Source organism: Micromonospora sp. NPDC005254, assembly GCF_042872525.1.
Classification (GTDB): domain Bacteria; phylum Actinomycetota; class Actinomycetes; order Mycobacteriales; family Micromonosporaceae; genus Micromonospora.
Genome location: NZ_JBIAKM010000008.1, coordinates 112,762 through 138,826, shown reverse-complemented (window position 1 = coordinate 138,826; position 26,065 = coordinate 112,762). Strand labels below are relative to the sequence as shown.

Annotated in this window: 20 protein-coding genes; 9 read left to right on the top strand and 11 right to left on the bottom strand. The window is 72.3% G+C overall.

The window, feature by feature from the left end:
• Nucleotides 1-36: 36 nt before the first annotated feature.
• The 8 genes from ACFYPR_RS23930 to ACFYPR_RS23895 form a co-directional block, all read right to left on the bottom strand.
• Nucleotides 37-819, bottom strand: a complete 783-nt coding sequence (locus ACFYPR_RS23930) for a zf-HC2 domain-containing protein (RefSeq protein WP_355063925.1) — start codon at nucleotides 817-819, stop codon at nucleotides 37-39.
• Nucleotides 816-1,505: a sigma-70 family RNA polymerase sigma factor gene (locus tag ACFYPR_RS23925; protein ID WP_355063923.1), complete on the bottom strand. Its 690-nt coding sequence runs from the start codon at nucleotides 1,503-1,505 to the stop codon at nucleotides 816-818. Before ACFYPR_RS23925 ends, ACFYPR_RS23930 begins: the two co-directional genes overlap by 4 nt.
• Before the next feature lie 136 nt (nucleotides 1,506-1,641).
• On the bottom strand, nucleotides 1,642-2,499 hold the full coding sequence (locus ACFYPR_RS23920) for a fused MFS/spermidine synthase (protein WP_354863142.1): 858 nt from the start codon (nucleotides 2,497-2,499) through the stop codon (nucleotides 1,642-1,644).
• A gap of 16 nt (nucleotides 2,500-2,515) precedes the next feature.
• Nucleotides 2,516-3,475, bottom strand: a complete 960-nt coding sequence (locus ACFYPR_RS23915) for a hypothetical protein (RefSeq protein WP_354863141.1) — start codon at nucleotides 3,473-3,475, stop codon at nucleotides 2,516-2,518.
• 55 nt (nucleotides 3,476-3,530) lie between these two features.
• A complete protein-coding gene (locus tag ACFYPR_RS23910) occupies nucleotides 3,531-6,005 on the bottom strand; it encodes an SMC family ATPase (RefSeq protein ID WP_355139211.1) in 2,475 nt (824 codons plus the stop codon).
• On the bottom strand, nucleotides 6,005-7,153 hold the full coding sequence (locus tag ACFYPR_RS23905; protein ID WP_387262579.1) for an exonuclease SbcCD subunit D: 1,149 nt from the start codon (nucleotides 7,151-7,153) through the stop codon (nucleotides 6,005-6,007). The genes ACFYPR_RS23910 and ACFYPR_RS23905 overlap by 1 nt, the downstream gene beginning before the upstream one ends.
• Before the next feature lie 18 nt (nucleotides 7,154-7,171).
• Entirely contained in the window at nucleotides 7,172-8,932 is a 1,761-nt protein-coding gene (locus tag ACFYPR_RS23900) for an ATP-binding protein (RefSeq protein ID WP_355063919.1), read from the bottom strand.
• 148 nt (nucleotides 8,933-9,080) lie between these two features.
• On the bottom strand, nucleotides 9,081-9,827 hold the full coding sequence (locus tag ACFYPR_RS23895; protein ID WP_387184072.1) for a pyrimidine reductase family protein: 747 nt from the start codon (nucleotides 9,825-9,827) through the stop codon (nucleotides 9,081-9,083).
• Between the two features lie 150 nt (nucleotides 9,828-9,977).
• Here ACFYPR_RS23895 and ACFYPR_RS23890 point away from each other — a divergent pair, with 150 nt between their 5' ends.
• The 6 genes from ACFYPR_RS23890 to ACFYPR_RS23865 all read left to right on the top strand — a co-directional run bounded on the left by ACFYPR_RS23890 (nucleotide 9,978) and on the right by ACFYPR_RS23865 (nucleotide 16,668).
• Complete coding sequence (locus ACFYPR_RS23890; protein ID WP_355063917.1) at nucleotides 9,978-10,523, top strand: plasmid pRiA4b ORF-3 family protein; 546 nt, start codon at nucleotides 9,978-9,980, stop codon at nucleotides 10,521-10,523.
• Nucleotides 10,524-10,788: 265 nt separating this feature from the next.
• Nucleotides 10,789-12,096 (top strand): ABC transporter substrate-binding protein, encoded by a 1,308-nt coding sequence (locus ACFYPR_RS23885; RefSeq protein WP_387184075.1) that lies wholly within the window; start codon nucleotides 10,789-10,791, stop codon nucleotides 12,094-12,096.
• Between the two features lie 110 nt (nucleotides 12,097-12,206).
• Nucleotides 12,207-13,193 (top strand): sugar ABC transporter permease, encoded by a 987-nt coding sequence (locus ACFYPR_RS23880; RefSeq protein WP_355063914.1) that lies wholly within the window; start codon nucleotides 12,207-12,209, stop codon nucleotides 13,191-13,193.
• 13 nt (nucleotides 13,194-13,206) lie between these two features.
• On the top strand, nucleotides 13,207-14,109 hold the full coding sequence (locus ACFYPR_RS23875) for a carbohydrate ABC transporter permease (protein WP_387184078.1): 903 nt from the start codon (nucleotides 13,207-13,209) through the stop codon (nucleotides 14,107-14,109).
• Entirely contained in the window at nucleotides 14,106-15,539 is a 1,434-nt protein-coding gene (locus ACFYPR_RS23870; RefSeq protein ID WP_387262576.1) for a GH1 family beta-glucosidase, read from the top strand. Before ACFYPR_RS23875 ends, ACFYPR_RS23870 begins: the two co-directional genes overlap by 4 nt.
• Nucleotides 15,540-15,621: 82 nt before the next feature.
• On the top strand, nucleotides 15,622-16,668 hold the full coding sequence (locus ACFYPR_RS23865; protein ID WP_363939833.1) for a LacI family DNA-binding transcriptional regulator: 1,047 nt from the start codon (nucleotides 15,622-15,624) through the stop codon (nucleotides 16,666-16,668).
• Between the two features lie 10 nt (nucleotides 16,669-16,678).
• Here the strand turns inward: ACFYPR_RS23865 and ACFYPR_RS23860 are convergent, their stop codons facing one another.
• A complete protein-coding gene (locus tag ACFYPR_RS23860) occupies nucleotides 16,679-17,887 on the bottom strand; it encodes an acyl-CoA dehydrogenase family protein (RefSeq protein WP_387262572.1) in 1,209 nt (402 codons plus the stop codon).
• A complete protein-coding gene (locus ACFYPR_RS23855) occupies nucleotides 17,887-18,966 on the bottom strand; it encodes a phosphotransferase family protein (protein WP_355063910.1) in 1,080 nt (359 codons plus the stop codon). The genes ACFYPR_RS23860 and ACFYPR_RS23855 overlap by 1 nt, the downstream gene beginning before the upstream one ends.
• 145 nt (nucleotides 18,967-19,111) lie before the next feature.
• Between ACFYPR_RS23855 and ACFYPR_RS23850 the strand changes: the two genes are divergently transcribed.
• Together ACFYPR_RS23850 and ACFYPR_RS23845 are read left to right on the top strand one after the other, a co-directional pair.
• A complete protein-coding gene (locus ACFYPR_RS23850) occupies nucleotides 19,112-19,813 on the top strand; it encodes an amino acid-binding protein (RefSeq protein ID WP_354860875.1) in 702 nt (233 codons plus the stop codon).
• Nucleotides 19,814-19,903: 90 nt separating this feature from the next.
• Nucleotides 19,904-20,959 (top strand): GNAT family N-acetyltransferase, encoded by a 1,056-nt coding sequence (locus ACFYPR_RS23845; protein WP_387262569.1) that lies wholly within the window; start codon nucleotides 19,904-19,906, stop codon nucleotides 20,957-20,959.
• An 83-nt stretch (nucleotides 20,960-21,042) separates the two neighbouring features.
• Here the strand turns inward: ACFYPR_RS23845 and ACFYPR_RS23840 are convergent, their stop codons facing one another.
• Nucleotides 21,043-22,608 carry an aldehyde dehydrogenase family protein gene (locus ACFYPR_RS23840; RefSeq protein WP_387262567.1) on the bottom strand — a complete coding sequence of 522 codons (1,566 nt, stop codon included), beginning with the start codon at nucleotides 22,606-22,608 and terminating at the stop codon, nucleotides 21,043-21,045.
• Nucleotides 22,609-23,044: 436 nt separating this feature from the next.
• Between ACFYPR_RS23840 and ACFYPR_RS23835 the strand changes: the two genes are divergently transcribed.
• Nucleotides 23,045-25,933, top strand: a complete 2,889-nt coding sequence (locus ACFYPR_RS23835; RefSeq protein WP_387262564.1) for a glycoside hydrolase family 9 protein — start codon at nucleotides 23,045-23,047, stop codon at nucleotides 25,931-25,933.
• Nucleotides 25,934-26,065 lie beyond the last annotated feature (132 nt).

The following is a 26,065-nucleotide window of genomic DNA, read 5'->3' as shown; positions in this document are numbered from 1 at the left end:
GAGACAATGACCGGCGTCGAGGATGGTACGCGACCCTTACATGGGCACCGTGACCAGCGGACTGGCCACCCCGTTGCGGTCGACCGACTGCACCTGGAGCTGCTTGATGTCACTCGCCAACGCGGACGTCGAGGCGCTCAGCTCAAGACCCTGCGGGCGATTGTTCGTGCCGTAACCGCCATCGGGCACCGACCACGTCGAAATCACCTCGGTGGTGCCGTTCGTGCGCACCACCATCAACCGGCAGATGCGTGGGCCGGGCAGTTTCCGCAGGCTGAAGTTGATGCGGGTGCCGTACTCCCGCTCGACCAGGAACATCGTCGTCTGCACGCCCGTCGTCGGGTCCGTGGCGTCGACCTGGTCGCCCTCCTCCTCGGTGCCGCCGACGCCCGGGCCGCTCGGCGGCGCGGTCGGCGCGCTCGTCGGCGGGTCGTTGGCGGCGGCGCTCGTCGTCGGCTCCGCGAGAAGCCCCGGCGCCTCGTCCCCGGCCACACTCACGAAGCCGTAACCCGTCAACCCGCCGAAGACCACCACCGCCGCGGCGGTCGCGAGCAGCTGACGAAACCGGGTACGCCGTCGGTCGGCCCGGACCGCTACCAACGTCCGGTCCAGCAGCGCCGGATCGGTGGCGGTCTGCTCCAGTGCCATCATCGTCTCGCCGTCGATGCCGGAGAGCAGCCCCACCACCGGCACCATCGTCTCCAGCTCGGCCGCGCACGCCCAGCACGCGGCGAGATGCTCCTCGAACCGCTCAGTGTCCTGCTCGTCGAGCACGCCGAGCGCGTACGCGGCGACGTCCATATGGTCTGGCCGGCTCATTCTGTCACCCCCCGCTCCTGCAGAGCCGTGCGCAGCGCGCGCAGCGCGTAGTAGACCCGCGACTTGGCGGTGCCCAGCGGAAGCCCCAACTCCTCGGCAGCCTCCGGCACCGTCCGCCCCCGGAAGTACGTCGCGATCAGGATCTCCCGATGCGACTGACTCAGCGTACGCAGCGCGTCCGCCACCGTCATCGTGCGCAGCACCCGGTCGGTGCTGTCCGCCTCGGCGAACGCGGTCAGGTCCCGGTCGTACGTCTCCGGCGGCCGGGCCTCCTGGCTGCGGTGCTCGTCGATGGCGATCCGACGGGCCACCGTGACCAGCCACGGCCGCAGCGAACCCTGCCCCTGCGCACCGAGGCGGTGCGCGTTACGCCAGGCCCGCAGCAGCGTCTCCTGCACGATGTCCTCCGCGCGCTGCCGGTCCCCCCCGGTGAGCCGCATGACGAACATCAGCAACGGGCCGGCGTGCTCGGCGTAGAGCAGCCGGATCAACTGGTCGGAGTGGCTGGCCTCGGTTGTCGTCGCCTGGTGGCGCCCGGGCGCCGGTTGGGGCGTCACCGGACCATTTTGGCGAGACATGGCTCGGGCGTCGACCCCCCGGGCAGACGAGGTCGGCCGCGACGACCGCGCGGACAACCAGTCCGCGCGAACCGCGTCGCCATGCCAACCGGCCGCCACCGCATGCATGCAGACCTCCGGGATGTCCGTGACCAACGCCGCCCCCACAAGGCGGGCCGCCCGGTGGTACGCAGCGCCGCCCCGAGCGGATCAACAAACCGCGAAAAAAGTTCGACGGAGAGGTCGGCGGGCTCGGATCGACCAGTCAGCGGCGGACGGAGAACAACCCCGGCGGCGGCGGATCCGAGCCGGTGGCGTCCGCGTCCCGCACCACCGCCGCGCCACCGACGAAGCGGTCCAACTCGTCGCCGGCCACCACCCGGCCGGGGAACCAGTCCCCGGCCGCCCGCCGGGTCAACGCGGGGACCGGGGGAGTCGTCCGCCCGGCGACCAGCACCAGATTGCCGTACCGGCGACCGCGCAGCACCGCCGCGTCACCGACCAGGCACGCCTGGGGCAGCACCGAGCGCACCGTGGCGACCTGGCCACGGGCGTACCGTAGCGGCGGGCCGTCGGCCAGGTTCGCCAGCAACCAGCCCGCCGGGCGGAGCACCCGCGCCACCTCGGCGGCGTACTCCACCGACGTGAGGTGCGCCGGCGTGCGGGCACCGGCGAAGACGTCGGCGACCACCACGTCGTAACTGGCGTCCCGCGTCGAGGCCAGCACCGCCCGCGCGTCCTGCACACGAACCCGCAGCCGGGCGTCCGCCGGCCAGGGCAACGCGCGGCGCACCAGCTCCACCAGAGCGCCGTCCACCTCGGACACCCGCTGGGTGGACCCGGGCCGGGTGGCCGACACGTAGCGGGGCAGGGTCAGCGCGCCACCGCCGAGGTGCAGCACCCGCAGCGGCTCGCCGGGCGGCGCGACCAGGTCCAGTGCGGCGGCCAGCCGCCGGACGTACTCGAACTCCAGATGCGTGGGATCGGTCAGGTCGACGTGCGACTGCGGCGCCCCGTCCAACAGCAGCGTCCACGAACCGGCCCGGTCCGGCGACGGCACCAGTTCGGCCCGCCCGGTGTCCACCTGCTCGACCACCCGGTCATCCGCTCGTTTGCGTCCCACCGCGACCCGCTCCCGCTCAGCGGCCGACGCGCGCCGCGGTGGTCAACGCGCGGTGCAGCAGACGGGAATCGCCGAGCAACGCCCGCAGGCGGCGCTCCAGACCGGCGATCGGGATGAGGTTCTGCGGCGCCCGCGGATCCTTGTACGGAGTCGACGCGAACCGGGGCAGCGTGACCAGCGACAGGTCGGCCAGGTCGATCGCCGCCTCGACGGGCAGGTCGGCGGAGCACTCCACCCGGACGATCCCGGCCCACGGCGCACCCACGGCCACCGGCAGCCGCAGATACCACGACCACCCGCCCCAGGCCGTGCCGAGCCGGAACACCGGTGACCGCTGACCGGACGCCAGACCGGTCACCACAGCCGTCAGCCGGGCGTCCAGGTACTGGCTGTGCTGGGTCTTGATGTAGCCGAGCGTGCGCGGCAACTGGCGGCGACTGCGCAACGGGCCGTCCACCACCAACAGGTCGCCGTCGACCCGGGCGGCGTCGGACACCGCCACCTCCAGCGCGGTCAACGGACCCTGCACGGCCGCCGGCAGCTTCGCCAGCTCGCCGGTGCCGCCCACCCGGTGCACCGGGTAGCGGATGGCGCCCGCCACCACGTCCTGCGCCGACGGGCTCGCCGTGAACAGGCCCCGGCCCACCCGCGTGCCAGCCAACTGGGCCGCGCCCCGACCGAGGTCGCAGCGGACCACCCCGGCCGCGTACGACGCCGCCAGCCCCGGGAAGGACCCGCCGTCCGCCTCGGCCGTCCAGATGCTCGCGTCGATCCGGCGGACCCCGTCGACAAGCAACACCACGTCGGGGGCCCGCACGTCCGCGCGTACCCCGATCGCCCGCCAGTCGACGGCCGGCAGCTCCACGTCGGCGTCGACCTGCGCGCTGCTCGGCGTCGCCGGCCCGGACGCGGACGCCTCGAACGACGCACCGTACGCCGGATCCCACGAGTCGACGAAGAACGCGGCGTCGCTCACCCGGCCGACCTTCCGTTCGCGACTGCGGGGCTCCGCTGCGCCGCACTCCTCGCGCTCACCGGCCCGTCCGTTCGACGCGCGCCGAGCGGGCATCCTTGCGCACCTCGAAGCGGACCGGGATCCGCTCGGCCAGCGCCGCGACATGGGTGACCACGCCGACCATCCGGTCACCCCGGGCGGCCAGGTTCTCCAGGGTCGCGGCCACCGTGTCCAGCGTGGCCGCGTCCAGCGTGCCGAAACCCTCGTCCAGGACGATCGACTCCAGACTCGCCGCGGTCGTCGACATGCCGGCCAGCTGTTCGGAGAGCGCCAGCGCCAACGCCAGCGACGCCTGGAACGTCTCGCCACCGGAGAGGGTGCGCACCCCCCGGCGCAGCCCCGCGTCGTGGTGGTCGACCACGAAGAACTCGCCCTTGTCGTGCACCAGCTCGTACTGGCCCGAGGACAGCTCCCGCAGGATCCCCGACGCGCCGTCGACCAGCAGGTCCAACGCCTCCGCCAGCAGCCACCGCTCGAAGTTGTTGGCCCGCAGGTGCCCCGCGAGGGCCCGTGCCACCTGCGCCTCGCGCTCGTGCCCGGCCCGCTGCTCGCGCAACGTGCCGGCCTGCTCGCGGCGCTCGGCCAGCCGGCGCCGGTCGGCCTCGGCCCGCTCCACGGCCACCGTCGCGGCGTGCACCGGGTCCTCGCCGACGGGCACGTCGGCGGCGGCGAAGCGGTCGGCGATCTGCCGCTGCACCGCGTCGGCCGCCGCCTCGGCGTCGGCGACGACGGTGGCCCGGCCGGCCCGGTCGGCGCGGCGGCGCTCGGCCTCGGCCGCCGCCCAGTCGGTCAGCACCGCCCACGAGGCCGCCACGTCGTCGCGATCAGCCGCCGGCGGACCGAACCGCGCCAGAGCGTCGCGGGCCGTGTCGAAGCCCCGCCACGCCGACCGCAGGCGCTCCTCGGCCGCGTCCACACCCGCGCGCGCCTGTCGGGCGCTGTCCCGGCCGGCCCGCACGGCGGTCGCCGCCTCCTCCAGGGCGCGTCGCAGCCGGGCGTGCTCGGCCAACTCCCGGCGCAGCACCCCCGGCTCGGCCGCTCCGGTGAGCTGCCCGTCCAGCTCGGCCAGCCGGGCGTCCACCTGCTCCTGCCGGGCGCGGGCCTGCACCAGCAGCCGCTCCAGGTCACGCGCCGCCGCGTCCCGCTGCTGCACCACCGCCTGCGCCGCCTTGGTGGCGGCCCGCGCCGCCTTGCCGGCGGCCGTCGCGGCGGCCACCGCCGAGTCGGCCGGAACCGCCGGCACCTCGGCCACCGGGTGCTCGCACACCGGGCAGGCCGCACCGGGATGCAGGTGCACTCGCAGGCTGACCGCCAGGTCGGTGGCCTTCGCCTCCTCGTGCGCCCGGAAGGCCGCCTCCAACTCGGCGTCGGCCCGCTCGGCGTCCGCGCGGGCGGCGGCCAGCGCCGCGACAGCCGTGGCGTGCTCCTCGTCCGCCGCGCGCACCGCCGCGCGGACCGTGTCGGCCTCGCCGGTCAGCCGATCCCGATCGTCGTACGCCCGCAGCAGCAACCGCAGCGCGCTCTCGTCACCGGCGCCGGCCAGCTCACCGCGCAGCTTCTCCTCCCGCTCCTCGGCCAGCGACACCGCCGTGGCCGCGGCGTCGGCCTCGGCCCGCGCCGCGCTCACCGCGCGGGCCACCTCGGCCACCCCGTGCGGGGCACGCACTCCGGACAGCACGCCCAGCTCGTCGTCGAGCGCGGTCAGGGCAGCCGCCGCGTCCCGCGCCCGTGCCCGGGCCGCCGCCAGCTCCGGCATGGCCCCGGTCACCGCGTCGGCCAGCTCGGCCATCCGGCCCACCCGGGCGTCGGCCTCGGCCAACGCCTCGTCGTCCACCCCCGTCAGACCGGCGAGCACCTGATCGACCGCGTCCAGCCGGGCTTCCGCCTGCGCGGCGCGCGCCGTCGCCCGCTTCTGCACGTCCTCGTAGACGCCGAGGCCGAGCAGGTTGACCAGGATCTGCTGCCGGGTCGCCGGCTTGGCGTGCAGGAAATCGGCGAACTGGCCCTGCGGCAGCACCACGCAGCTGGTGAACTGCTCGTACGGCAGCCCGACCGCCTCCAGCACCGCCTGTTCCATCTCGGCGGGCGTCCCGGCGATCACCTCGCCGAGGTCGTCCGGGCTCAACCCGGTGTCGAGTTTGGTCACGTCGAAGCCGGCCGGCATCACCTGCAGCCCGGCGTTCGCGGTCTTCACGTTGCCCCGGCCGTCCCGGCGCACCACCCGGGTCGCCACGTACCGGGCGCCGCCGGACTCGAAGACCAGCCGCACCCGGGCCTCGGTCGCCGACGGCGCCAGCGCGTTGGCCAGCCCGCGGGCGCCACCCCAGCGGGGCACCGTGCCGTAGAGCGCGAAGCAGATGGCGTCCAGCACGGTGGACTTGCCCGAGCCGGTGGGGCCGATCAGCGCGAAGAAGTCGGCGTCGGTGAAGTCGACCGTCGTCTCGTCCCGGAAGACCGTGAAGCCGGCCATGTCCAACCGCATCGGCCGCATCAGTGCTCGACCTCCTCGAAGAGCTCGTCGAAGAGTTCCCGCACGCCCTCGTCGGCGTGGCCCCGGCTGTCCAGGTAGTCGGCGAACAGCTCCCGTGGCGAACGCCCGGACCGCTGCGCGATCCGCGCGCCGCTGCCCGGCGCGGCGAGCAGCTCCGGGTCGATCCGGATCTCCAGCGCCCGGGGCAGCAGCTCCTGGATTTCCTCGCGCAGGCCGGCGCGGGGCTGCTCCCGAACGAACACCCGCAGCCAGGCGTCCGGCGCCTCGATCTCGGCGAGCTGGGCCAGGGTGCCGCGCACCGTCCGCAGCGCGCTCGCGGCGGTCACCGGCACCTCGCGTACCCGGGCGGCCGTGCTGGCGGTCACCTCGACCACCGTCACCGAGGGCACGTTCTCCTGCTCGCCGAAGTCGACGGCGAGCGGGCTGCCGCTGTAGCGCACCGGGCACGGGCCCTCGACGCGCTGCGCCCGGTGCAGGTGGCCCAGCGCCACGTAGTGCGCGCTCGCGGGGAAGACGGTGGCCGGCACCGCGTAGCCGAGCACCGTGTGCGCGTCCCGCTCACCGCCGCCGGCCGCCGCGCCGGTCACCGTCAGGTGCGCGGTGACCAGGTGCACCCGGTCCGGCTCGGCGAAGCCCTCGGTGAGGCGGCCCAGCACACGGCCCAGGTGGTCGGCGTACGTCTGGTTGGCCTCCGCGGCGGTCAGCTCGTACATCTCCAGCGCGCGGATCGCGTACCGCTGGGACAGAAACGGCAGCGCGGCCAGCTGCCACCGCTCCCCGCCGGCCGTGGTGCCGTCGATCACGTGCTCGGCCGGGTTCTCACGGACGCCCCCGCGCAGCGTGATGCCGGCGGCCTCGGCCCACGGCCGCAGCGCGTCCAGCGCCGGACCGTTGTCGTGGTTGCCACCGATCGCGACCACGTCCGCGCCGGTCCGACGCAGCGCGGTCAGCGCCCGGGTGACCAGCCGGGTCGCCTCCGACGTCGGCGCGGCCGTGTCGTAGAGGTCACCGGCGACGATCACCAGATCCGGCTTCTCGGCACGGGCGATGTCGATCACCCCGGCGAGGACGGCCTTGTGCTCCTCGGCCCGGGACTGCCCCTTGAGCACCTTGCCCACGTGCCAGTCGGAGGTGTGCAGGATCTTCACAGTTGCACCGGCCCCTGCCTAGAACGGGATGTCGTCGTCGGTGCCGCCGCCGGAGCCCACCACGGCGAACGGGTCGGCGGACTGGGTGATCGAGCGCAGCGTCTCCGAGGGGGCGCGGCCCGCCTCGGAGACCCGGGTCGCCCACGCCGGGAACGGGAACTCCAGGCAGAGCGGCACCGGGATGTCCGGCTGGTTGACGAACATGGTGCCCGGCTTGGCGAGCAGCGCCCGCTGCCGCTGTGCGGGCGGCAGGAAACCGTACTCCGGGCGGGACGCCTCGGCCGGATCGAGCCGGCCGACCACCCGGATCGCCGAGTTGGTGACGATGCGCCGCTCCACCTCGCTCGCCGTCTGCTGGGCGCCGATCAGGATGACCCCGAGCGACCGCCCCCGCTCGGCGATGTCGAGCAGCACCTCCTTGATGGGGGAGGAGCCCTCCCGGGGCGCGTACTTGTTGAGCTCGTCGAGGACGACGAACAGCAACGGCTTGGCGGTGCCGGACTTCTCCTTGCGCTCGAACTCGCTCTTGAGCGTCACGCCGACGACGAAGCGCTGGGCCCGGTCCGGAAGGTTGTGCAGGTCGACCACTGTCACCTGCGCCGACTCGCTCGTGTTGATCGAGTGCGGGCGACGGGTCGCCAGGTCGCCACGGATCAGCCGGGCGAGATCCTTCTTGCTGCCGATCAACCGGCGGGCGAACGCGTTGACGGTGCCCAGGCCGACCGCGCTGCCCGCCCAGTCGGAGCGGGTCTCGTCGTCGTTGAGCGCCTCGACGATGTGGTCGACGAGGTCGCCGTAGGAGCCGAGCCGGACCCCGTCGATGCTCACCCCACCGTCGGCGGGCTGGGCGTAGCGGGCCAGGTGCGCGGTGACCGAGTGCACGACCATCGTGTACTGCTGGCGCTCGTCGTCGGCGTCGGCGAAGACGTACGGCAGCAGGCGGTCGGCACAGAACTCGCTCAGCGTCCAGTAGAAGGCGTCCACGCCGGTGAGCCGGCTGCTCACGTCCGGGGTTCCGGCCGCGTCGCCGACCCGGGGCGGGGCGTACACCCGCACGTCCGGGAAGGCGCCGGCGCTCAGGCCCAGCTTCGCGTACGCCGCCCGGGTCGGCTCGTCGAGGCGCGTGTTGGGGTGGTCGAGGAACAGCAGGTCCTCGCCCTTGACGTTGAAGATCAGCGCCTTGGCGTTGACCGCGTCGCCGCCCAGGACGCCGGAGCGGAAGACCGAGTAGAGCAGGAAGGTGGCGAAGCTCGTCTTGGTGGCCACCCCGGAGATGCCCGAGATGGAGACGTGCGCGCCCCGGCTGCCGTCGAGGAAGTCGGCGTTCAGGTAGACCGGCACCCCGTCGCGACCCATGCCCATCGGGATGCGCCGCTCCATCCGGTCGAAGTGCAGCGCCCGAGCCCGTGCGTCGCCCTCGGCCCGGTGCACCACCGCCCCCGGGGTCGGCGGCACGTAGAACTCCGGGTCGACCCGGGTGGTGGTCACCTCGGCCGCCTCCTGCACCTGGGCCGGCAGTGTGCCGTCGGCGATGGCGAACACGTCGGAGTCGAACTGGGCGCCCTCGTGCCGGGCCCGGACCTGGGTGACCACCCCGGCGATCGTCACCGGCTCGCGGTCGGGCAGCTCGCGGCGGGTGACCACCACGTCGTCGAGCTGGAGGTAACTGCCGGGCGCCACGGCCGTCCAGAACTGCAACGGGGTCGCGTCGGCGGTGCCGAGCACCCGGCCGACCGGCTGGCCCGGGCCGGCCAGGCCGTCGTGGTCGGCGTCGCTCATCGGGCGGGGTGGGTCGGTCGGGCAACGCGGTCGGGGCACATGCCCTGCATCCTGCCCGAGGAGTACGACAGGTCGCCACGCGACGCGGCGGAGGACACGATGCCCGGTCACACTCGCGACGCTCGGTGTGTGACCGGGTGACGGTTCGTCACGGGCGGGCGTGGCGGAGCATGAGGACGCCGTCGTCGGCGGCGAGCACGTGCCGCAGCGGCAGGTGCCGGGGCGCGCTGGCGTCGCCGGCGGTGATCCGGCCCGCGCCGGGGCCGGCGAGCAGCGGCGCGACGGTGAGGCACAGCTCGTCCACCAGGTCGGCGGCGGTGAGCGCGCCGAGCAGGTGCGGGCCGCCCTCGCAGAGCAGTTGGGTCAGCCCGCGCCGGTGCAGCTCGGCCAGGCTGGCGGCGAGGTCGACCCGGTCGGTCCCGCAGCGCAGCAGGTCGGCGACGTCGGTCAGGCCGGGCGGCGGGTCGGCATCGGCGCGGGTGAGCACGATCGGCCGGACCGGGGCGTCGGCGAAGGCCGCCTGCGCCGGGTCCAGGTCGAGGGAGCCGGACACGACCACCAGCGTCGGGTACGCGGCCAGCCCGTTCGCCCGACGCCAGGCGCGTCGCGGATCGTCGAGTCGGACCGCGCGGTAACCCTCGTGTCGCAGGGTGCCGGCGGCCACCACCAGGGCGTCGCAGACCATCCGCAGCAGGCCGAAGACCCGCTTGTCCGGCTCGCCGGACAGGCCGGCGGAGTAGCCGTCCACACTGACCGCGCCGTCCAGGCTGGCGACGAAGTTCACCCGCAGCCGGGGCTGGTCCGCGCGCTGGTAGAGCGCGGTAAGCGTGGCGTCGTCGAGCGGCTGGGTGGACGGCTCGGGCCAGAGTCGCCGGATCGGGATTCCGACCGTCATTCGCCGGCCGGACCGGTGACCGGAGGGGTCGGTTCGGCGGTACGGTGCTGGCAGTCGCACCAGTTCCGGCCCGGGCAGTCATCGTGCCGCCGGGCCCGGCACGCTCGGCAGATCATGCTCGCAGCCTAAGCCGCTCAAGGACAGGACAGCATGCCGCGTCAGATCTTCCAGTTGAAGATGTCCCTCGCCGGCGTACGTCCGCCGGTGTGGCGCCGGGTGCTCGTTCCGGCCGGCTACACGCTGGACCGGCTGCACCGGGTCGCCCAGCACGCGATGGGCTGGCGGGACTGCCACCTGCACTCGTTCGAGATCGACGCGGTGGCGTACGGCGAACCGGACCCGGACGGGGGCCTGGCGCTGCACGACGAGCTGGACGTCCGGCTGGACGCGGTCCTCGGCAAGGGCAGCAGGTTCTCCTACACGTACGACTTCGGTGACTGGTGGGAGCACGACCTCGTCGTCGAGGACGCGCTGACCGCCGATCAGGACGAGCGGTACCCGGTCTGCCTGGACGGCCAGCGGGCCTGCCCCCCGGAGGGCATCGGTGGGCCGTCGGGCTACCAGGCGCTGCTCGCGGCCCTGGCCGATCCGACCCATCCGGAGCGGGCCGTGCTGCGGGGCTGGGTCGGTGAGGGCTTCGATCCGACGTTCTTCGACCCCACCGTCGCCACCACACTGCTGCGTCGCTTCTGCTGACCCCGCCTGGCGTACGGGTCGACGTCCGTCACTAGCGGTGCCGGTCTGAAACAGGGCGGTAACGATCTGGGAACGCTCCCATTGGTCTATTGACACCCTGGTAGCGCCCCGGCAATCTCATGGGAGCGCTCCCGGGGAGTGGCGGAAGTCTCCTTCACAGCTCTCCCCAGATCGTCCACGACCACCGGTCCGGCGGCGGCAGGGGCGCTGCAGCACCCCCCACCACGCACGACACACCAAGCCTCACCACTTGAGAGGGGTCAGGATGAGCGTCACCTCACGTCGTCGCTTTGCGGCGATCGCGCTCGCGTCCGTCGCCGTACTCGCCTCGGCGACCGCCTGCGGCGACGACTCGTCGTCCGATTCGGACGGCGGCAAGGTCACCCTGGTCGTCGACGTCTTCGGCGACCAGGGCTTCGGATACGAAGATCTTTACAAGCAGTACCAGACTGAGCACCCGAACGTCACCATCCAGGAGCGCGGCAAGGGTCTCGGCCTGGGTGACTACAACACCCGGCTGACGCAGCAGATCACCGCCGGCGCGGGCGCCGGCGACGTCGTCGCCCTCGAAGAGGGCACGATCGTGCAGTTCTTCGCGCAGGCCGACAAGTTCGTGAACCTGGCCGACCACGGCGCCAACGACCTGAAGAGCAACTTCCTGCCCTGGAAGTGGGAGGGTGGCCTCACGCCGGACGGCAAGGTGCTCGGTCTCGGCACCGACGTCGGTGGCATGGCCGTCTGCTACCGCAGCGACCTCTTCAAGGCCGCCGGCCTGCCGACCGACCGCGAGCAGGTCGGCGCCCTCTGGCCGACGTGGGACGCGTTCATCGCCCAGGGCCAGAAGTTCGCCGCCGCCGACAAGAAGCACAAGTTCGTCGACTCGGCCACCAACTTCTACAACATCGTGCTGATGCAGACGGCGGGCGCCGGCAGCGGCTACACCTACTTCGACAAGAGCAACAAGCTCGTCGTCGGCGAGAACCCGGACGTGCAGTCCGCGTTCCAGCAGACCACCAAGATGATCAGCGCGGGTCTGTCGAACAACCTGCGGAGCTTCTCCAACGAGTGGAACGCCGGTTTCAAGAACGGCAGCTTCGCCACCATCGGCTGCCCGGCGTGGATGACCGGTGTCATCAAGGGTCAGGCCGGTGACGCGGCGGCCGGCAAGTGGGACGTGGCCAAGGCGCCGGGCAACGGCGGCAACTGGGGCGGTTCCTGGCTGGCCGTGCCGAAGGCCAGCAAGCACCAGAAGGAAGCCGCCGAGCTGGCCAAGTTCCTGACCAGCGCCAAGAGCCAGACCGAGGCGTTCAAGAAGGTCGGCAACCTGCCCTCGTCGCCGCAGGCTCTTGAGGACCCGGCCGTGCTGGCCGCCACCAACGAGTACTTCAGCGGCGCGCCGATCGGCAAGATCTTCGCCGCCGGCGCGAAGGAGCTGAAGCCGGTCTACCTCGGCCCGAAGAACCAGGCGGTCCGGGACGCGGTCGAGAACGCGCTGCGCAGCATCGAGCAGGGCAAGGCCGCCGACGCCGCTTGGCAGGACGCGGTGAAGAACGGCCAGGCAGCAGGCAAGTAACGGCTGTGACGCGCTCACGGGTGGTGCCGCTCAGGCACCACCCGTGAACCCGCGTCGGAACGCCCTGCCGCGGCGCCCACGACGGCGTCGCCGAGTGTGAAGGACCGCTCATGAGCTCCCTGAAGACCCCCGCGCCACCGGGTGCGTCGGCCCGCCGGTCGCGTCCCGCTCCGCGGCACTCACCGACGCGCCGCCGGCAGTTGAACCGGCTCGACCTGCGCCTCACCCCGTACGTCTTCGTCCTGCCGTTCTTCGTGCTGTTCGCGATCTTCGGCGTCTACCCGATCGTCTACACGTTCTGGATCGCGATGACCGACCGGTCACCGATGAACGCGACGATCAGCTTCGTCGGTCTGGACAACTTCGTCGAGTTGTTCACGAACGATCCGCAGTTCTGGAACGCGGTGGTGAACACCTTCGGGATGTTCGCGCTCTCCACCATCCCGCAGCTGATCATCGCCCTGCTGCTGGCGAACGCCCTGAACCGGCGCATCCGCGGTCAGATGTTCTTCCGGCTGGCCATCGCGATGCCGATCATCACCTCGACCGCCGTGGTGGCGCTCATCTTCTCGATGATCTACGCCCGCGAGTTCGGCCTGATGAACTGGCTGCTCGACCTGGTCGGCGTCGGCCCCATCGACTGGCGGGCCAACCGCTTCGCCTCCTGGTTCGCCATCGCCACGATGGTCGACTGGCGGTGGGTGGGTTACAACGCCCTGATCTACCTCGCGGCGATGCAGTCGATCAACAAGGACGTGTACGAGGCGGCCGCCCTCGACGGCGCCTCCCAGCGCCGGCAGTTCTGGTCGATCACCATCCCCCAGCTGCGTCCCACCATCATCTTCACGCTGATCATCTCGACCATCGGCGGTCTGCAGCTCTTCACCGAGCCGCTGATGTTCACCAGCGGCTCGGGCGCGCTCTCCGGCGGCACGGAGGGTCAGTTCCAGACGATCACGATGTACCTGCTGGACGTCATGAACCAGCGGTTCCGGTGGGGGTACGCGGGTGCCGTCGCCCTGGTGCTCTTCCTGCTGATCGCGTCCGTCTCGTTCCTCAACTACCTGCTGGCCCGCCGAATCAGCTCCGACAAGTGAGGGTGGCCCACCCATGACCAGTACCACTCTGCGACCGCCGGCGGTCCGGCCACCGGCCGGGCGCACCGGCATCCGCCACCGGGCGGAGAAGCTCTGGACGGCCAGCCCACTGACCTGGTTCGGGCTCGTCCTCGGCGTGATCCTGTCGCTCTTCCCGTTCTACTGGATGATCGTCATCGCCTCGCGGACCAGCGACGCCGCGAACTCCTGGCCGCCGCCCTTCCTGCCCGGCGGCAAGCTGGGCGAGAACATCCAGCGGGTGCTCGACAACGGCGACGCGAACATCGTCAAGGGCCTGATGAACTCGTTCCTGGTGTCGGGCACGATCACGGTGGCGACCGTGTTCTTCGGCTCGCTCGCCGGATTCGCGTTCGCGAAACTGCGCTTCCGCGGCAAGAACGCGCTGTTGCTGATCATCCTGGCCTCAATGATGATTCCCATCCAGCTCGGCGTGCTGCCGCTGTACATCCTGATGGCGAAACTGGAATGGCTGAACACCATGCCGTCGGTGACCGTGCCGTTCCTGATCGGCGGTTTCGGCATCTTCATGATGCGCCAGTACGCCGAGCAGGCGGTGCCCAACGAGCTGATCGAGGCGGCCCGGGTCGACGGCTGCTCCACCTGGCGGGTCTACTGGCACGTGGTGGTGCCGGCGCTGCGACCCGCCGCGGCCGTGCTCGGGCTGCTCACCTTCATGGAGCAGTGGAACCAGTTCTTCTGGCCATTCGTGGTGCTCGCCGACCCGGCCAATCCGACCGTGCAGATCTCACTGCGCAGTCTGAACACCGCGTACTTCGCGGACAATTCTCAGATCTTCGCGGGTACGCTCATTGCGACCCTTCCGTTGTTCATCGTGTTCGTTCTGTTCGGCCGCCAGATCATTGGCGGGATCATGGAAGGTGCCGTCAAGTCGTGAGCAACCCCGCCAGCCCACCCGCCGTCGACGTCCTCGACGAGCGCCCCGGGCTGACCTTCCCACCCGGCTTCCTGTGGGGCGCCGCGACCGCGGCTTACCAGATCGAGGGGGCGGCGGCCGAGGGCGGCCGCACCCCGTCGATCTGGGACACCTTCAGCCACACCGAGGGCCTGGTGGTCAACGGACACACCGGTGACGTGGCCTGCGACCACTACCACCGGGTCCGTGACGACGTCGCCCTGATGGCCGAGCTGGGCCTGAGGTCGTACCGTTTCTCGGTCTCCTGGCCCCGGGTGCAGCCCGGCGGCTCGGGCGCGGCCAACCCACAGGGTCTGGACTTCTACCGTCGGCTGGTCGACGATCTGCTGGCCCACGACATCGAGCCATGGCTCACCCTCTACCACTGGGACCTGCCGCAGGAGCTGGAGGACGCCGGCGGCTGGCCGTCGCGGGACACCGCGGCGCGCTTCGCCGACTACACCACGCTCGTGGCCGACGCGCTCGGCGACCGGGTGCGCTACTGGACGACGCTGAACGAGCCCTGGTGCTCGGCGTTCCTCGGGTACGGCTCCGGAGTGCACGCCCCGGGCCGGTCGAACGGCGCGGACGCGGTCCGCGCCGGGCACCACCTGATGCTCGGGCACGGCCTGGCCGTGCAGGCGCTGCGGGCCGCCCGACCCACCGCCGAGGTGGGCGTGACCGTCAACCTGTACCCGGTCAACCCGGCCAGCGACACCCCCGCCGACATCGACGCGGCCCGGCGGATCGACGGGCTGGCCAACCGCTTCTTCCTCGACCCCCTGCTGCGCGGGTCGTACCCGGCGGACCTGGTGGCCGACCTGCGCACGGTGACCGACTTCGACCACGTCCGCGACGGCGACCTGGCGACCATCGCCACGCCGCTGGACCTGGTCGGGATCAACTACTACAGCCGGCACGTGGTCGCCGCGCCGGTCGAGGGCGCCGAGCCCGAGCCGTACTGGCGGGAACCGTCCTGCTGGCCGGGCAGCGAGGACGTCCGCTTCGTCACCCGGGGCGTCCCGGTCACCGACATGGACTGGGAGATTGACGCCCCGGGCCTGGTCGAGACGCTGCGGCGGGTGCACGAGGAGTACACCGACCTGCCCCTGTACGTCACCGAGAACGGCTCCGCGTTCGTCGACGCGGTCGTCGACGGGCAGGTCGACGACCCGGACCGGCTGGCCTACTTCGACGCCCACCTGCGCGCCTGCCACGAGGCGATCAACGCGGGCGTGCCCCTGCGGGGATACTTTGCCTGGTCACTGATGGATAATTTCGAGTGGGCCTGGGGTTACACGAAGCGCTTCGGCATGATCCACGTCGACTACGACAGCCAGCTTCGCATCCCCAAGTCCAGCGCCAGGTGGTACGCCTCGGTGATCCGACGCAACGGTCTGGCCGCACAATAGGCTCGGGCCAGCCATCAGGGCGGTCCCGGTGTCCACCTTTCTCGGGTGGCGCCGGGCCCGCCCGCCGTCGGAGGAGCAGACGATGACAACGCAGCGCACCCGGTCGCTCGGGCGCCCGACCCTCGACGCGGTCGCGGCGCGCGCCGGCGTGGGTCGAGGCACGGTCTCCCGCGTGGTCAACGGCTCGCCCCAGGTCAGCCCGGAGGCCCGGGCCGCGGTCCAGCAGGCCATCGCCGAGCTGGGGTACGTGCCGAACCGGGCGGCCCGCGCGCTCGTCACCCAGCGCACCGACTCCGTCGCCCTGGTGGTGTCCGAGTCCGGCGAGCGGGTCTTCACCGAGCCGTTCTTCGCCTCGATCGTGCGGGGCATCAGCTCCGCGCTGCTCGAGACACCGATGCAGCTCTGGCTGGCCATGGCCCAGTCGCCGGTCGAGCGGGAGCGGGTCGAGCACCACCTGACCAACCAGCACGTCGACGGCGTACTGCTGCTGTCGTTGCACGACTCCGACCCGCTGCCGACCCTGCTGGAGGAGCGCGGCCTGCCCGCCGTGCTCGGCGGTCGGCCCGCCCGGATGCTGCAACCCGGCGCCCAGCCGGCCTGGTTCGTCGACGTGGACAACGTTGGCGGGGCCCGACAGGCGGTGGAATACCTGACCGGGCAGGGGCGTCGACGCATCGGCACCATCGCCGGCCCGCAGGACATGGGCGCGGGCCTGGCCCGCCTGGCCGGCTACACCGAGGCGGTCAAGGCCACCGGGGGCGGCGTCAACCCCGACCTGATCGCGTACGGCGACTTCAGCGAGGGCAGCGGCGCGGCCGCCATGCGCCGGCTACTGGACTCCTGCCCGGATCTGGACGCGGTCTTCGTGGCGTCCGACCTGATGGCGTTCGGTGCGCTGCGTACCCTGCGCGAGGCCGGCCGGCGTGTCCCCGAGGACGTCGCGGTGATCGGCTTCGACGACGCGACGATCGCCCAACAGGCGGAGCCGCCGCTGACCACGGTCTTCCAGCCGGTGGAGGAGATGGGCCGACAGATGGCCCGCCTGCTGGTGGCCCGCATCCGCGGTGACGACCTACCCGCCCCGCACATCCTCCTGGACACCCAACTGGTGCACCGAGCCTCCGCCTGAGCGGCGGGGGTCAGGCCCAGCGGCGGAGTTCGCGCTTGGCGAGGGAGTTGCGGTGCACCTCGTCGGGGCCGTCGGCGAGGCGCAGGGTGCGGGTCTGCGCCCAGAGGGCGGCCAGCGGGGTGTCCTGGCTGACGCCGGCGCCGCCGTACCCCTGGATGGCCTTGTCGATCACCCACTCCGCCATCGCCGGCGTGCCGATCTTGATGGCCTGGATCTCGGTGTGGGCGCCCTTGTTGCCGACGGTGTCCATCAACCAGGCCGTCTTGAGCACCAGCAGGCGGGCCTGCTCGATGCGCACCCGGGACTCGGCGATCCACTCCCGGACCACGCCCTGCTCGGCGAGCGGCCGGCCGAACGCGACCCGCTCGAGCGCCCGCTTGCAGAGCAGCTCCAATGCCCGCTCAGCCATTCCGATCAATCGCATGCAGTGGTGGATCCGGCCCGGGCCCAGTCGCGCCTGGGCGATGGCGAAGCCGCTGCCCTCGGCGCCGATCAGGTTCTCCGCCGGCACCCGGACGTCGGTGAAGTCGATCTCGGCGTGCCCGCCGTGTGAGCCGTCGGTGTAGCCGAAGACGGTCATGCCCCGGCGGACGTGCACCCCGGGGGTGTCCCGGGGGACCAGCACCATGCTCTGCTGGCGGTGCCGATCGGCGTCGGGATCGGTCTTGCCCATCACGATGAAGATCTCGCAGCGCGGGTCCATCGCGCCGGACGACCACCACTTGCGGCCGTTGATGACGTACTCGTCGCCGTCGCGGACGATCCGGGTGGCGATGTTGGTGGCGTCCGAGGACGCCACGTCCGGCTCGGTCATGCAGAACGCGGAGCGGATCTCGCCCTCCAGCAGCGGCATCAGCCAGCGCTGCTGCTGCGCCTCCGAGCCGAACTCGGCCAGCAGCTCCATGTTGCCGGTGTCCGGCGCCGCGCAGTTGACCGCCTCCGGCGCCAGGTGCGGGCTGCGCCCGGTCAGCTCGGCGAGCGGCGCGTACTGCAGGTTGGTCAGGCCGGCGCCGTAGCGCGGGTCGGGCAGGAACAGGTTCCACAGGCCGCGCTTGCGGGCCTCGGCCTTGAGCTCGGCCAGCACGGGGGTACGCGACCACGGGTCACCGGCGGCGACCTGCTCGGCGTGCACCGCCTCGGCCGGGTAGACGTGTTCGGTGAGGAACCGGGTCAGCTCGTCGCGCAGCTCCTCGGTCCGGGCGTCGTACGAGAAGTCCATCACCGCTCCCTGGCGGCGGTCAGCCCGTGCGCGACCAGCGGTGCCACCATCTCGCCGATCCGGTCGAAGCCCTCGCCGAGCGTCTGCCCGAGCGTGTGGCGGTAGTGGATGCCCTCGCAGATCACCGCGAGCTTGAAACAGCCCAGCGCCACGTGCCAGTGCAGCGGCCCGACGTCCACGTCGCTGCGCCCGGCGTACCGGTCGATCAGCTCGGCGCCGGTGGGGAAGCCGGCGCGCGGCCCGAGCCCGTCGGCCACCGGGTTGCCCTCGGCCGTCTCGCTGCCGCCGAGGACATCCCAGTACGTCAGGAGCAGCCCCAGGTCGGCGAGGGGGTCGCCGAGGGTGGCCATCTCCCAGTCCAGGACGGCGTGCACGGCCACCGGGTCGGCCGAGGCGAGAAGGTTGTCCAGCCGGTAGTCGCCGTGCACGATCCGGCCGGCGTTCGCGCCCTCCGGGGCGGTCGCGGCCAGCAGGTCACGCAGCTCGTCGATGCCGGGCAGGTCGCGGCTGCGCGAGCGGTCGAGCTGCCCGGCCCAGCGGCGGACCTGCCGGGCCAGGTAGCCCTCGGGGCGGCCGAAGTCGCTCAACCCGACGGCGGCCGGCTCGACGGTGTGCAGCGCGGCGAGAGTGTCCATCATCGCCATGGCGAGCGCCCGTCGTCGTTCGTCGCCGAGCGGGTCGGTCTGCGCGCGGGTGCGGAACACCTCGCCGGGCATCCGCTCCATCAGGTAGAACGGGGCGCCGATCACCTCGGGGTCGGTGCAGAGCAGCAGCGCGCCCGGCACCGGCACCTCGGTCGGCGCCAGCGCCGAGATGACCCGGAACTCGCGGGCCATGTCGTGGGCTGTCGCCAGCACGTGCCCCAGCGGCGGCCGGCGCAGCACGACCTCCCGGTCGCCGAGGCGCAGCAGGTAGGTGAGGTTGGACTTGCCGCCCGCGATCAGGTCGGCCCGCGCCCGTCCCACGGCCAGCTCGGGTCGGTGCGCCGCCAGATAGCCGGCGAGTCGATCGAGGTCCAGCCCGGCGGGGGACGCCGGAACAACGCCCGGCCGGAGCGCGTTGACGGCCGGATCGGTCATCCGACTAGTTCATGGCAGCCCGCTCACGTTGTCAAGGTCAGATTTTCCCCTCGGGACATGCCTCTGCAACAGGGACGAAATGGTCAACATTCAGGCTGTGAGCAGCCTGCCGGCCGTCGCCGGCCCGCCGAGCGGAGGGACAGACATGTTGCTGCGAGTTCGGGTCACCCTGCCGGACCGTCCGGGCACCCTCGGCCAGGTCGCCCGCACGTTGGGTGTCTCCGGCGCGGACATCGTCCAGGTGGTGGTCCTCGAACGTCTCGGCGGGCGCGCGGTGGACGACTTCACTGTGGTGTGGCCGGGCGCCGCTCGGGTCGAGCGTCTGCTGGCCGGCCTCGCGGCGATTCCGGGCGTACGGGTGGACGGCGTGTGGCGGGCGATCGGCGCGCCCACCACCACCGGCCAGGACGCGGAGCTGCTGGCGCAGGTCGCGGCCAACCCGGCCGACGGGCTGGCGACCCTGGTCGACGCGGTGCCGGGGCTGCTGGCGGCCGACTGGGCGGTCGCCGCGGTGGTTCCGGTGGACTGGGCGTCGCGCACCGGGGGCGGTGGCGCCACCGTGGGCCACGCGAGCTGGCGTGCTCCCGTACCCCTGCGGTTGCCCGAGGTGACCCCGCTACGCGGCCGCTCGATGACCACGCCCGACGGCACCCACCACGCGATCGCCCCGTTCGGTCGGGCCGGCCTGGTGCTGGTGGTGGCCCGCGAGCACAGCGACACCCTCAGCGCTGCGGGTTTCCACAGCACGGAGGTCGACCGGCTCACCCAGCTCGTCCGCGCCAGCGCGGTGATTCTCGGCGACCGACTGGACCTGGTCGGCGCACCACCGGTCGTCGCCGGCCCCTGAGCGGCCCCGGGAGTTCCCGGGCCGACACGGCCGGGCAACCGGGCCGCAACAGCCGGGGGCGAGGCTCTGACGTGGGGAAGGGAGCCAACCATGACGTTGTGGCGGATCCGGGCCACCGTGGACGACCGACCGGGTTACCTGTCGGTTCTCACGGCGAGCCTCGCGCTGCGTGGGGTCAACATCCTCACCGTGCAGGTACAGCCCACCGAGCAGGGCGCAGTGGACGACTTCCTGGTCGACGCTCCGGACGCGCTCGACGAGGCCGAGTTGGTCGCGGCCGTCGAGCGGGGTCGTGGGCGGGACTGCTGGGTGGCTCGCAGCGAGGCGCGCGGCCTGGCCGACCAGCCGACCCGCGTCCTTGGGCTGTCCAACCGGCTGGTGCGTGACCCGGACGCGGCGGGTGAGGCGCTGCGGACCCTGCTCGGCGCGGACTCGGTCAGCTGGCGGCCGGCGTCGACCGGCGTGGACCGGGGCAGCACCGCCACCACCATGCTGCTGGCCGACCCGGCGGGCGGCTCGTTCGCGTTGCGCCGGGCCGCGCCCGCCTTCACCCCGGCGGAGTACGCCCGGGCACAGGCCCTGGTCGAGGTGGCCGCCACCGTGACCCGTCGGGCCGCCGAACAGGTCACCCTGGTGCTGCCCGACGGGGCCGAGCTGATCGCGCGTCCCGCCTGCGTCGATGACCTGCCGAGCGTCCTGGAGCTGCACGAGGGCTGCTCGCCGCGCAGCCGGCAGCGGCGCTACCTGGGTGGTGCGGCACTGCCGCAGCCGGCCCGGCTGCACCGCCTGCTGGAGCCGAGCCGAGGGCTCACCCTGGTCGCCACGACCACCGACGGGGACGGCGCGCTGGTCGCGATGGCGAACCTGGTTGGCGAGGGCGACGAGGCCGAGGTGGCGTTGCTGGTGCGCGACGACTGGCAGCGCCGCGGCCTGGGCTCGGCGCTGCTGCGCCGGCTGGTCCGGCACGCCGACGACGCCGGCTACGCGGCCCTGGTGCTGCACGTGCAGATGGACAACGCGCCGATGCTGCGGACGCTGCGCCGGCTGAACCGGTCCAGCTCAACGGAGCGCGACGGCACCCTGCTCACCCTCACCGTCCCGCTCGCCGCGGATCGCAAGGGCATGTCCCTCACGTCGGGCGCGTAGGGACGACGCCTGGTCACCCGCTGTGGAGAATGGCCCCTCGCCCCGCACGAGGCGTCGACGAGGGGCCGTTCCCGGTACGGCGGTCAGGTGGCGGGGTAGCTGTTGTAGTCGGGGAAGTTGCCGTAGAGGCGGCCCTCGCCGCCCACGGTGACCGCCTGCACCAGCAGGTCGCCGCCCACGAACGCGCCTTTCCAGGAGGCGCCCCGGCCGCCGAACGGCTCGTCCCGGTCGCCGCGCGAGCGCGGCTTGTTGATGCCCACCTTGAACGCCTGGAGGTCCACCGCGAGCTTGCCGGCCTCGTCGGTGTCGTCGCAGGCCAGCGACGCGACGAGCGCGCCGTTGGAGGCGTTCATGGCGGCCAGCAGCTCGTCGGTGGTGTCCACCACGACGATCGTGTCGACCGGGCCGAACGGCTCGGCGTGCATCAACCGGGAGCGGCCGGGCGGGGCGAGCAGCACCGACGGCGCCACGTACGCCGAGGTGTCCTGCCCGGGTAGGAACGGCGCTCCGGTCAGCTTGCCCCGGTGCAGCGGCACCGCGCCGCCACGAACCGCCTCGTCGACCTTGCGGCGCAGCTCGTCGGCCTTGGCGGCGCTGATCAGCGGCCCGAAGTCCAGCTCGGGCAGCGGGTCACCGGCCGTCCAGTCGTCCCCGACGGCCAGCGGGTGACCGAACCGTACCGACCGCACGACCGGCAGGTACATGTCGAGGAACTCGTCGACATGGTCGCGCTGCACCACGAACCGGGGGTACGCGGTGCAGCGCTGCTTGCCGTACTCGAAGCCCTTCTTCAGGTGCGCGGCGAGCAGGTCCCACTGGGAGAAGTTCCAGATGCCCCAGGCGTTGAGGCCCTCCTGCTCGATGAAGTGCCGCTTCTCGCTGTCGAGCAGCGCGGCGGCCACCTTGCCGCCGTTGGAACGGCCGCCGACGAACGCCACCGCGCCGATCTCGGGCGCCCGGACGAGCACCTCGGACAGTTCCTCGCCGCCGCCGGAGATGAGGGTGGCGGGCAGGCCGGCGCGACGCATCAGCGCGTGCGCGACGGTCAGGCAGACCGCGCCGCCCTGGGACGGGGTCTTGGCGATGACCGCGTTGCCGGCCAGCAGTTGGACCAGCTCGGCGTGCACGAGGACGCTCATCGGGTAGTTCCAGGAAGCGATGTTGCTGACGGGACCGTCCAGTGGCTCGCGGCCGTCGGCGAGCATCCGGTCGATCTCGCCCACGTACCAGCGGACGCCGTCGAGCGCCCGGTCCACGTCGGCGCAGGCCAGCCGCCACGGCTTGCCGATCTCCCAGACGAGCAGGAGCGCCAGCAGGTCACGGTGGGCGGTGAGGGCGTCCACGGCGTCGCAGACCCGGGCCTTGCGATCGCCCAGCGGGGTACGCGCCCAGGCCCGGTGCGCGGCGGCGGCGTGCGCGACCGCGGCGCGGGCGGTGTCGGCGTCGAGTCGGGACAGGTTGATGACGACGCTGTTGTCGACCGGAGTGCGGACCGGCGCCGGGTGGCCGACCGCCCGCCAGTCACCTTCGATGAGGTTGTGCAGCGTCGTGACGCCGTCCACCTCAGCGCCGAACGCCTCCGGCGTGGCGGCGACCGCCCGGGCGAGGGCGTCGGACCAGGCGGTGCCGTCAGCGAGTCGTAGTGCCATCGCGTTCTCCTCAGGGTTGACCGGGGAGCGGCGGCGTCGACGGCACCGCTGATGATCGGTACTGTCTCGCGCCCGGTAGTGGGTCAGCAACCGTACGCTTGTCTGGCTGGCCGCCGACGCGTCCGCGCGGTGCGAGGATCTTTCCAGAAGCGCACGCCGTGAGCTGCGAAAACATCAAGCACTAATCGAAATGTATCGATGGTGTGAGATGGTCCGCAGTGGTTACCCGCGAGTACGGAAGTGGCCCCCGCGGCTCGGCTCCGGCCGGCAGGCTTCCCAACCGACGGCCCGCCCATTACATTGTCGATTATCCATGGGAGCGCTTCCATGCCTCCCCGTGGTCACACCGCCACCCCGCTGTCGCCGGTGGCCGTGCCGCCCCCACGCCGTCCCGCGTCGGTGCGACCGCCGGCGGCGCCTCCGACAGGAGCCCTTCATGCGCCACCTGACCCGGCCGTCCACCGGCCACCCCGGCCGGTCGCCGGTCGCCGACCAGCCCTGGCCCCGGCGGTTGCTGGCCGCCGGCGTCGCCCTGCTCACCGGGCTGTCCCTCGCGGTCACCGCGCCGCCGGCCGGGCCCGCGTCCGCTGCGCCGGCCTTCAACTACGCCGAGGCATTGCAGAAGTCGCTGTTCTTCTACGAAGCGCAGCAGTCGGGCAAGCTGCCGGACTGGAACCGGGTCTCCTGGCGCGGCGACTCCGCGCTCACCGACGGGGCCGCCGCCGGGCTGGACCTCACCGGCGGCTGGTACGACGCCGGCGACCACGTCAAGTTCGGCTTCCCGATGGCGTTCAGCGCCACCATGCTGGCGTGGGGCGCGGTGGAGTACCGCAGCGGCTACACGGCCTCCGGTCAACTGCCGCACCTGCTCAACAACCTGCGCTTCGTCAACGACTACTTCATCAAGGCGCACCCGTCGGCCAACGTTCTTTATGGACAGGTCGGCAAGGGCGACGACGACCACAAGTGGTGGGGCCCGGCCGAGGTGCTGCCGATGGCGCGGCCCGCGTACAAGATCGATGCGAGCTGTGGCGGCGCGGACCTCGCCGGCGAGACGGCGGCCGCGATGGCCGCCTCCTCGATGGTGTTCCGGCCCACCGACGCGACCTACGCGGACAAGCTGCTCACCCACGCCCGGCAGCTCTACACGTTCGCCGACACGGTGCGGAAGTCCTACAGCGAGTGCATCACCGACGCGGCCTCCTTCTACAAGTCGTGGAGCGGCTACCAGGACGAGTTGGTGTGGGGCGCGATCTGGCTCTACCGGGCCACCGGCGACGCCAGCTACCTGACCAAGGCCGAGAGTGAGTACGACAAGCTCGGCACCGAGCCGCAGTCCACCACCCGTTCCTACAAGTGGACCATCGCCTGGGACAACAAGCAGTTCGGCGCGTACGTGCTGCTGGCCAACCTGACCGGCAAGCAGAAGTACGTCGACGACGCCAACCGTTGGCTGGACTACTGGACCGTCGGGGTGAACGGGCAGCGGGTGCCGTACTCGCCCGGTGGGATGGCGGTGCTCGACTCCTGGGGCGCGCTGCGCTACGCGGCCAACACCTCCTTCGCCGCGCTGGTCTACAGCGACAAGACCACCGACACGACCCGCAAGGCGCGCTACCACGACTTCGCCGTCCGGCAGATCAACTACGCGCTCGGCGACAACCCGCGCAACTCCAGCTACGTCATCGGGTTCGGGGCCAACGCACCGAAGAACCCGCACCACCGCACCGCGCACGGGTCCTGGTGGGACAGCCAGACGGTGCCCGTCGAGACCCGGCACACCCTCTACGGCGCGCTGGTCGGCGGCCCGTCCTCGGCCAACGACGCGTACACCGACAGCCGGTCCGACTACGTGATGAACGAGGTCGCCACCGACTACAACGCCGGCTTCACCTCGGCGCTGGTCCGGCTGACCTCCGAGTACGGCGGCACGGCGCTGGCCAACTTCCCGGTCGCCGAGACGCCCGACATGGACGAGCTGACCGTGGAGACCACGGTGATGCAGGCCGAACCCCGGGCCACCGGGCTCAAGGCGATCATCTACAACAAGTCGGCGTTCCCGGCCCGGGCCCTGACCACCGGCAAGTTCCGGTACTACTTCCGGCCCGACGGCACCGGTCCGGTCCAGGTCACCTCCGGCTACACCCAGGGCTGCCCGTCGCCGACCACGGCCAAGCAGTTCAGCGGCGACATCTGGTACGTCGAGGTGGACTGCACCGGCTACACCATCGCCCCGGCCGGGCAGTCGCAGCACCGGATGGAGGTCCAGTTCAAGATCGGCGTGCCGGAGGGTGGCACCTGGGACCCGACCAACGACCCGTCGTACCAGGTGACCGCCGGGCCCAACCGCAAGGTTCCGCTCTACTCCGGCGGGGTGCGGGTCTGGGGCGAGGAGCCCGGACCGGCCACCCCGGACACCACCGCGCCCACAGTGCCCGGCACGCCCGTCGCGTCCGCCGTCACGTCCAGCGGGCTCACGCTGACCTGGGCCGCGTCCACCGACACCGGCGGCAGCGGGTTGGCCGGCTACGAGGTGACCCGTACCTCGGCCGGCGCCGACCCGGTCGTCACCGCCTCGACGGGGGCCACCCTGGCCGTGACCGGGCTGGCGCCCGAGCGGACGTACCAGTTCACCGTGCGGGCGCTCGACGGCGCCGGCAACCGCTCGGCGGCATCGGCCGCGCTCACCGTCACCACGCCGGCCGGCCCGGCGTCGGACACCACAGCGCCGACCGCACCCGGTACGCCCACCGCCTCCGCGATCGGCCCGACCGGCCTGACCCTGACCTGGGGCCCGTCCACCGACGCGGTGGGCGTCACCGCCTACCGCGTCTACCGGGGCGGGAACGTTCTGGTCGGCTCGGCCACCGGCACCACGCTGGCGGTGACCGGGCTGACCGCCTCCACCACGTACACGTTCACGGTGGTGGCGGTGGACGCGGCCGGAAACGTTTCGCCCGCGTCGCCCGGCGTCACGGTCACCACCACGGCCCCGCCTGCCGGCGGCGGCTGCGCGGTGACCTGGACGTCGAACAGCTGGGACACCGGGTTCACCGCGAACATCACGATCGCCAACACCGGCACCACGGCGATCAACGGCTGGACGCTCGCGTTCACGTTCGGAAGCAGCGGGCAGAAGGTCGGGCAGGCCTGGTCGGCGACCGTGACCCAGACCGGCACCGCGGTGACCGCGTCGAACCTGTCCTACAACGGGACACTGGCGCCGGGTGCGTCGACGAGCTTCGGCTTCAACGGCACCCACACCGGCAGCACCACCAGGCCGGCCGCCTTCACCCTGAACGGCGCCGCCTGCACGGTCTCCTGACTCATCGACGCGGCGTGGCGTGGCCGGTACCGCACCCGGGCGACCGGCCACGCCGCGCGCGCAAGGCCAAAACATTTCCGAAACATTTCCGAAAACTCGATTGTCCGGACCGAGCCGTGGTTAGCATCGATC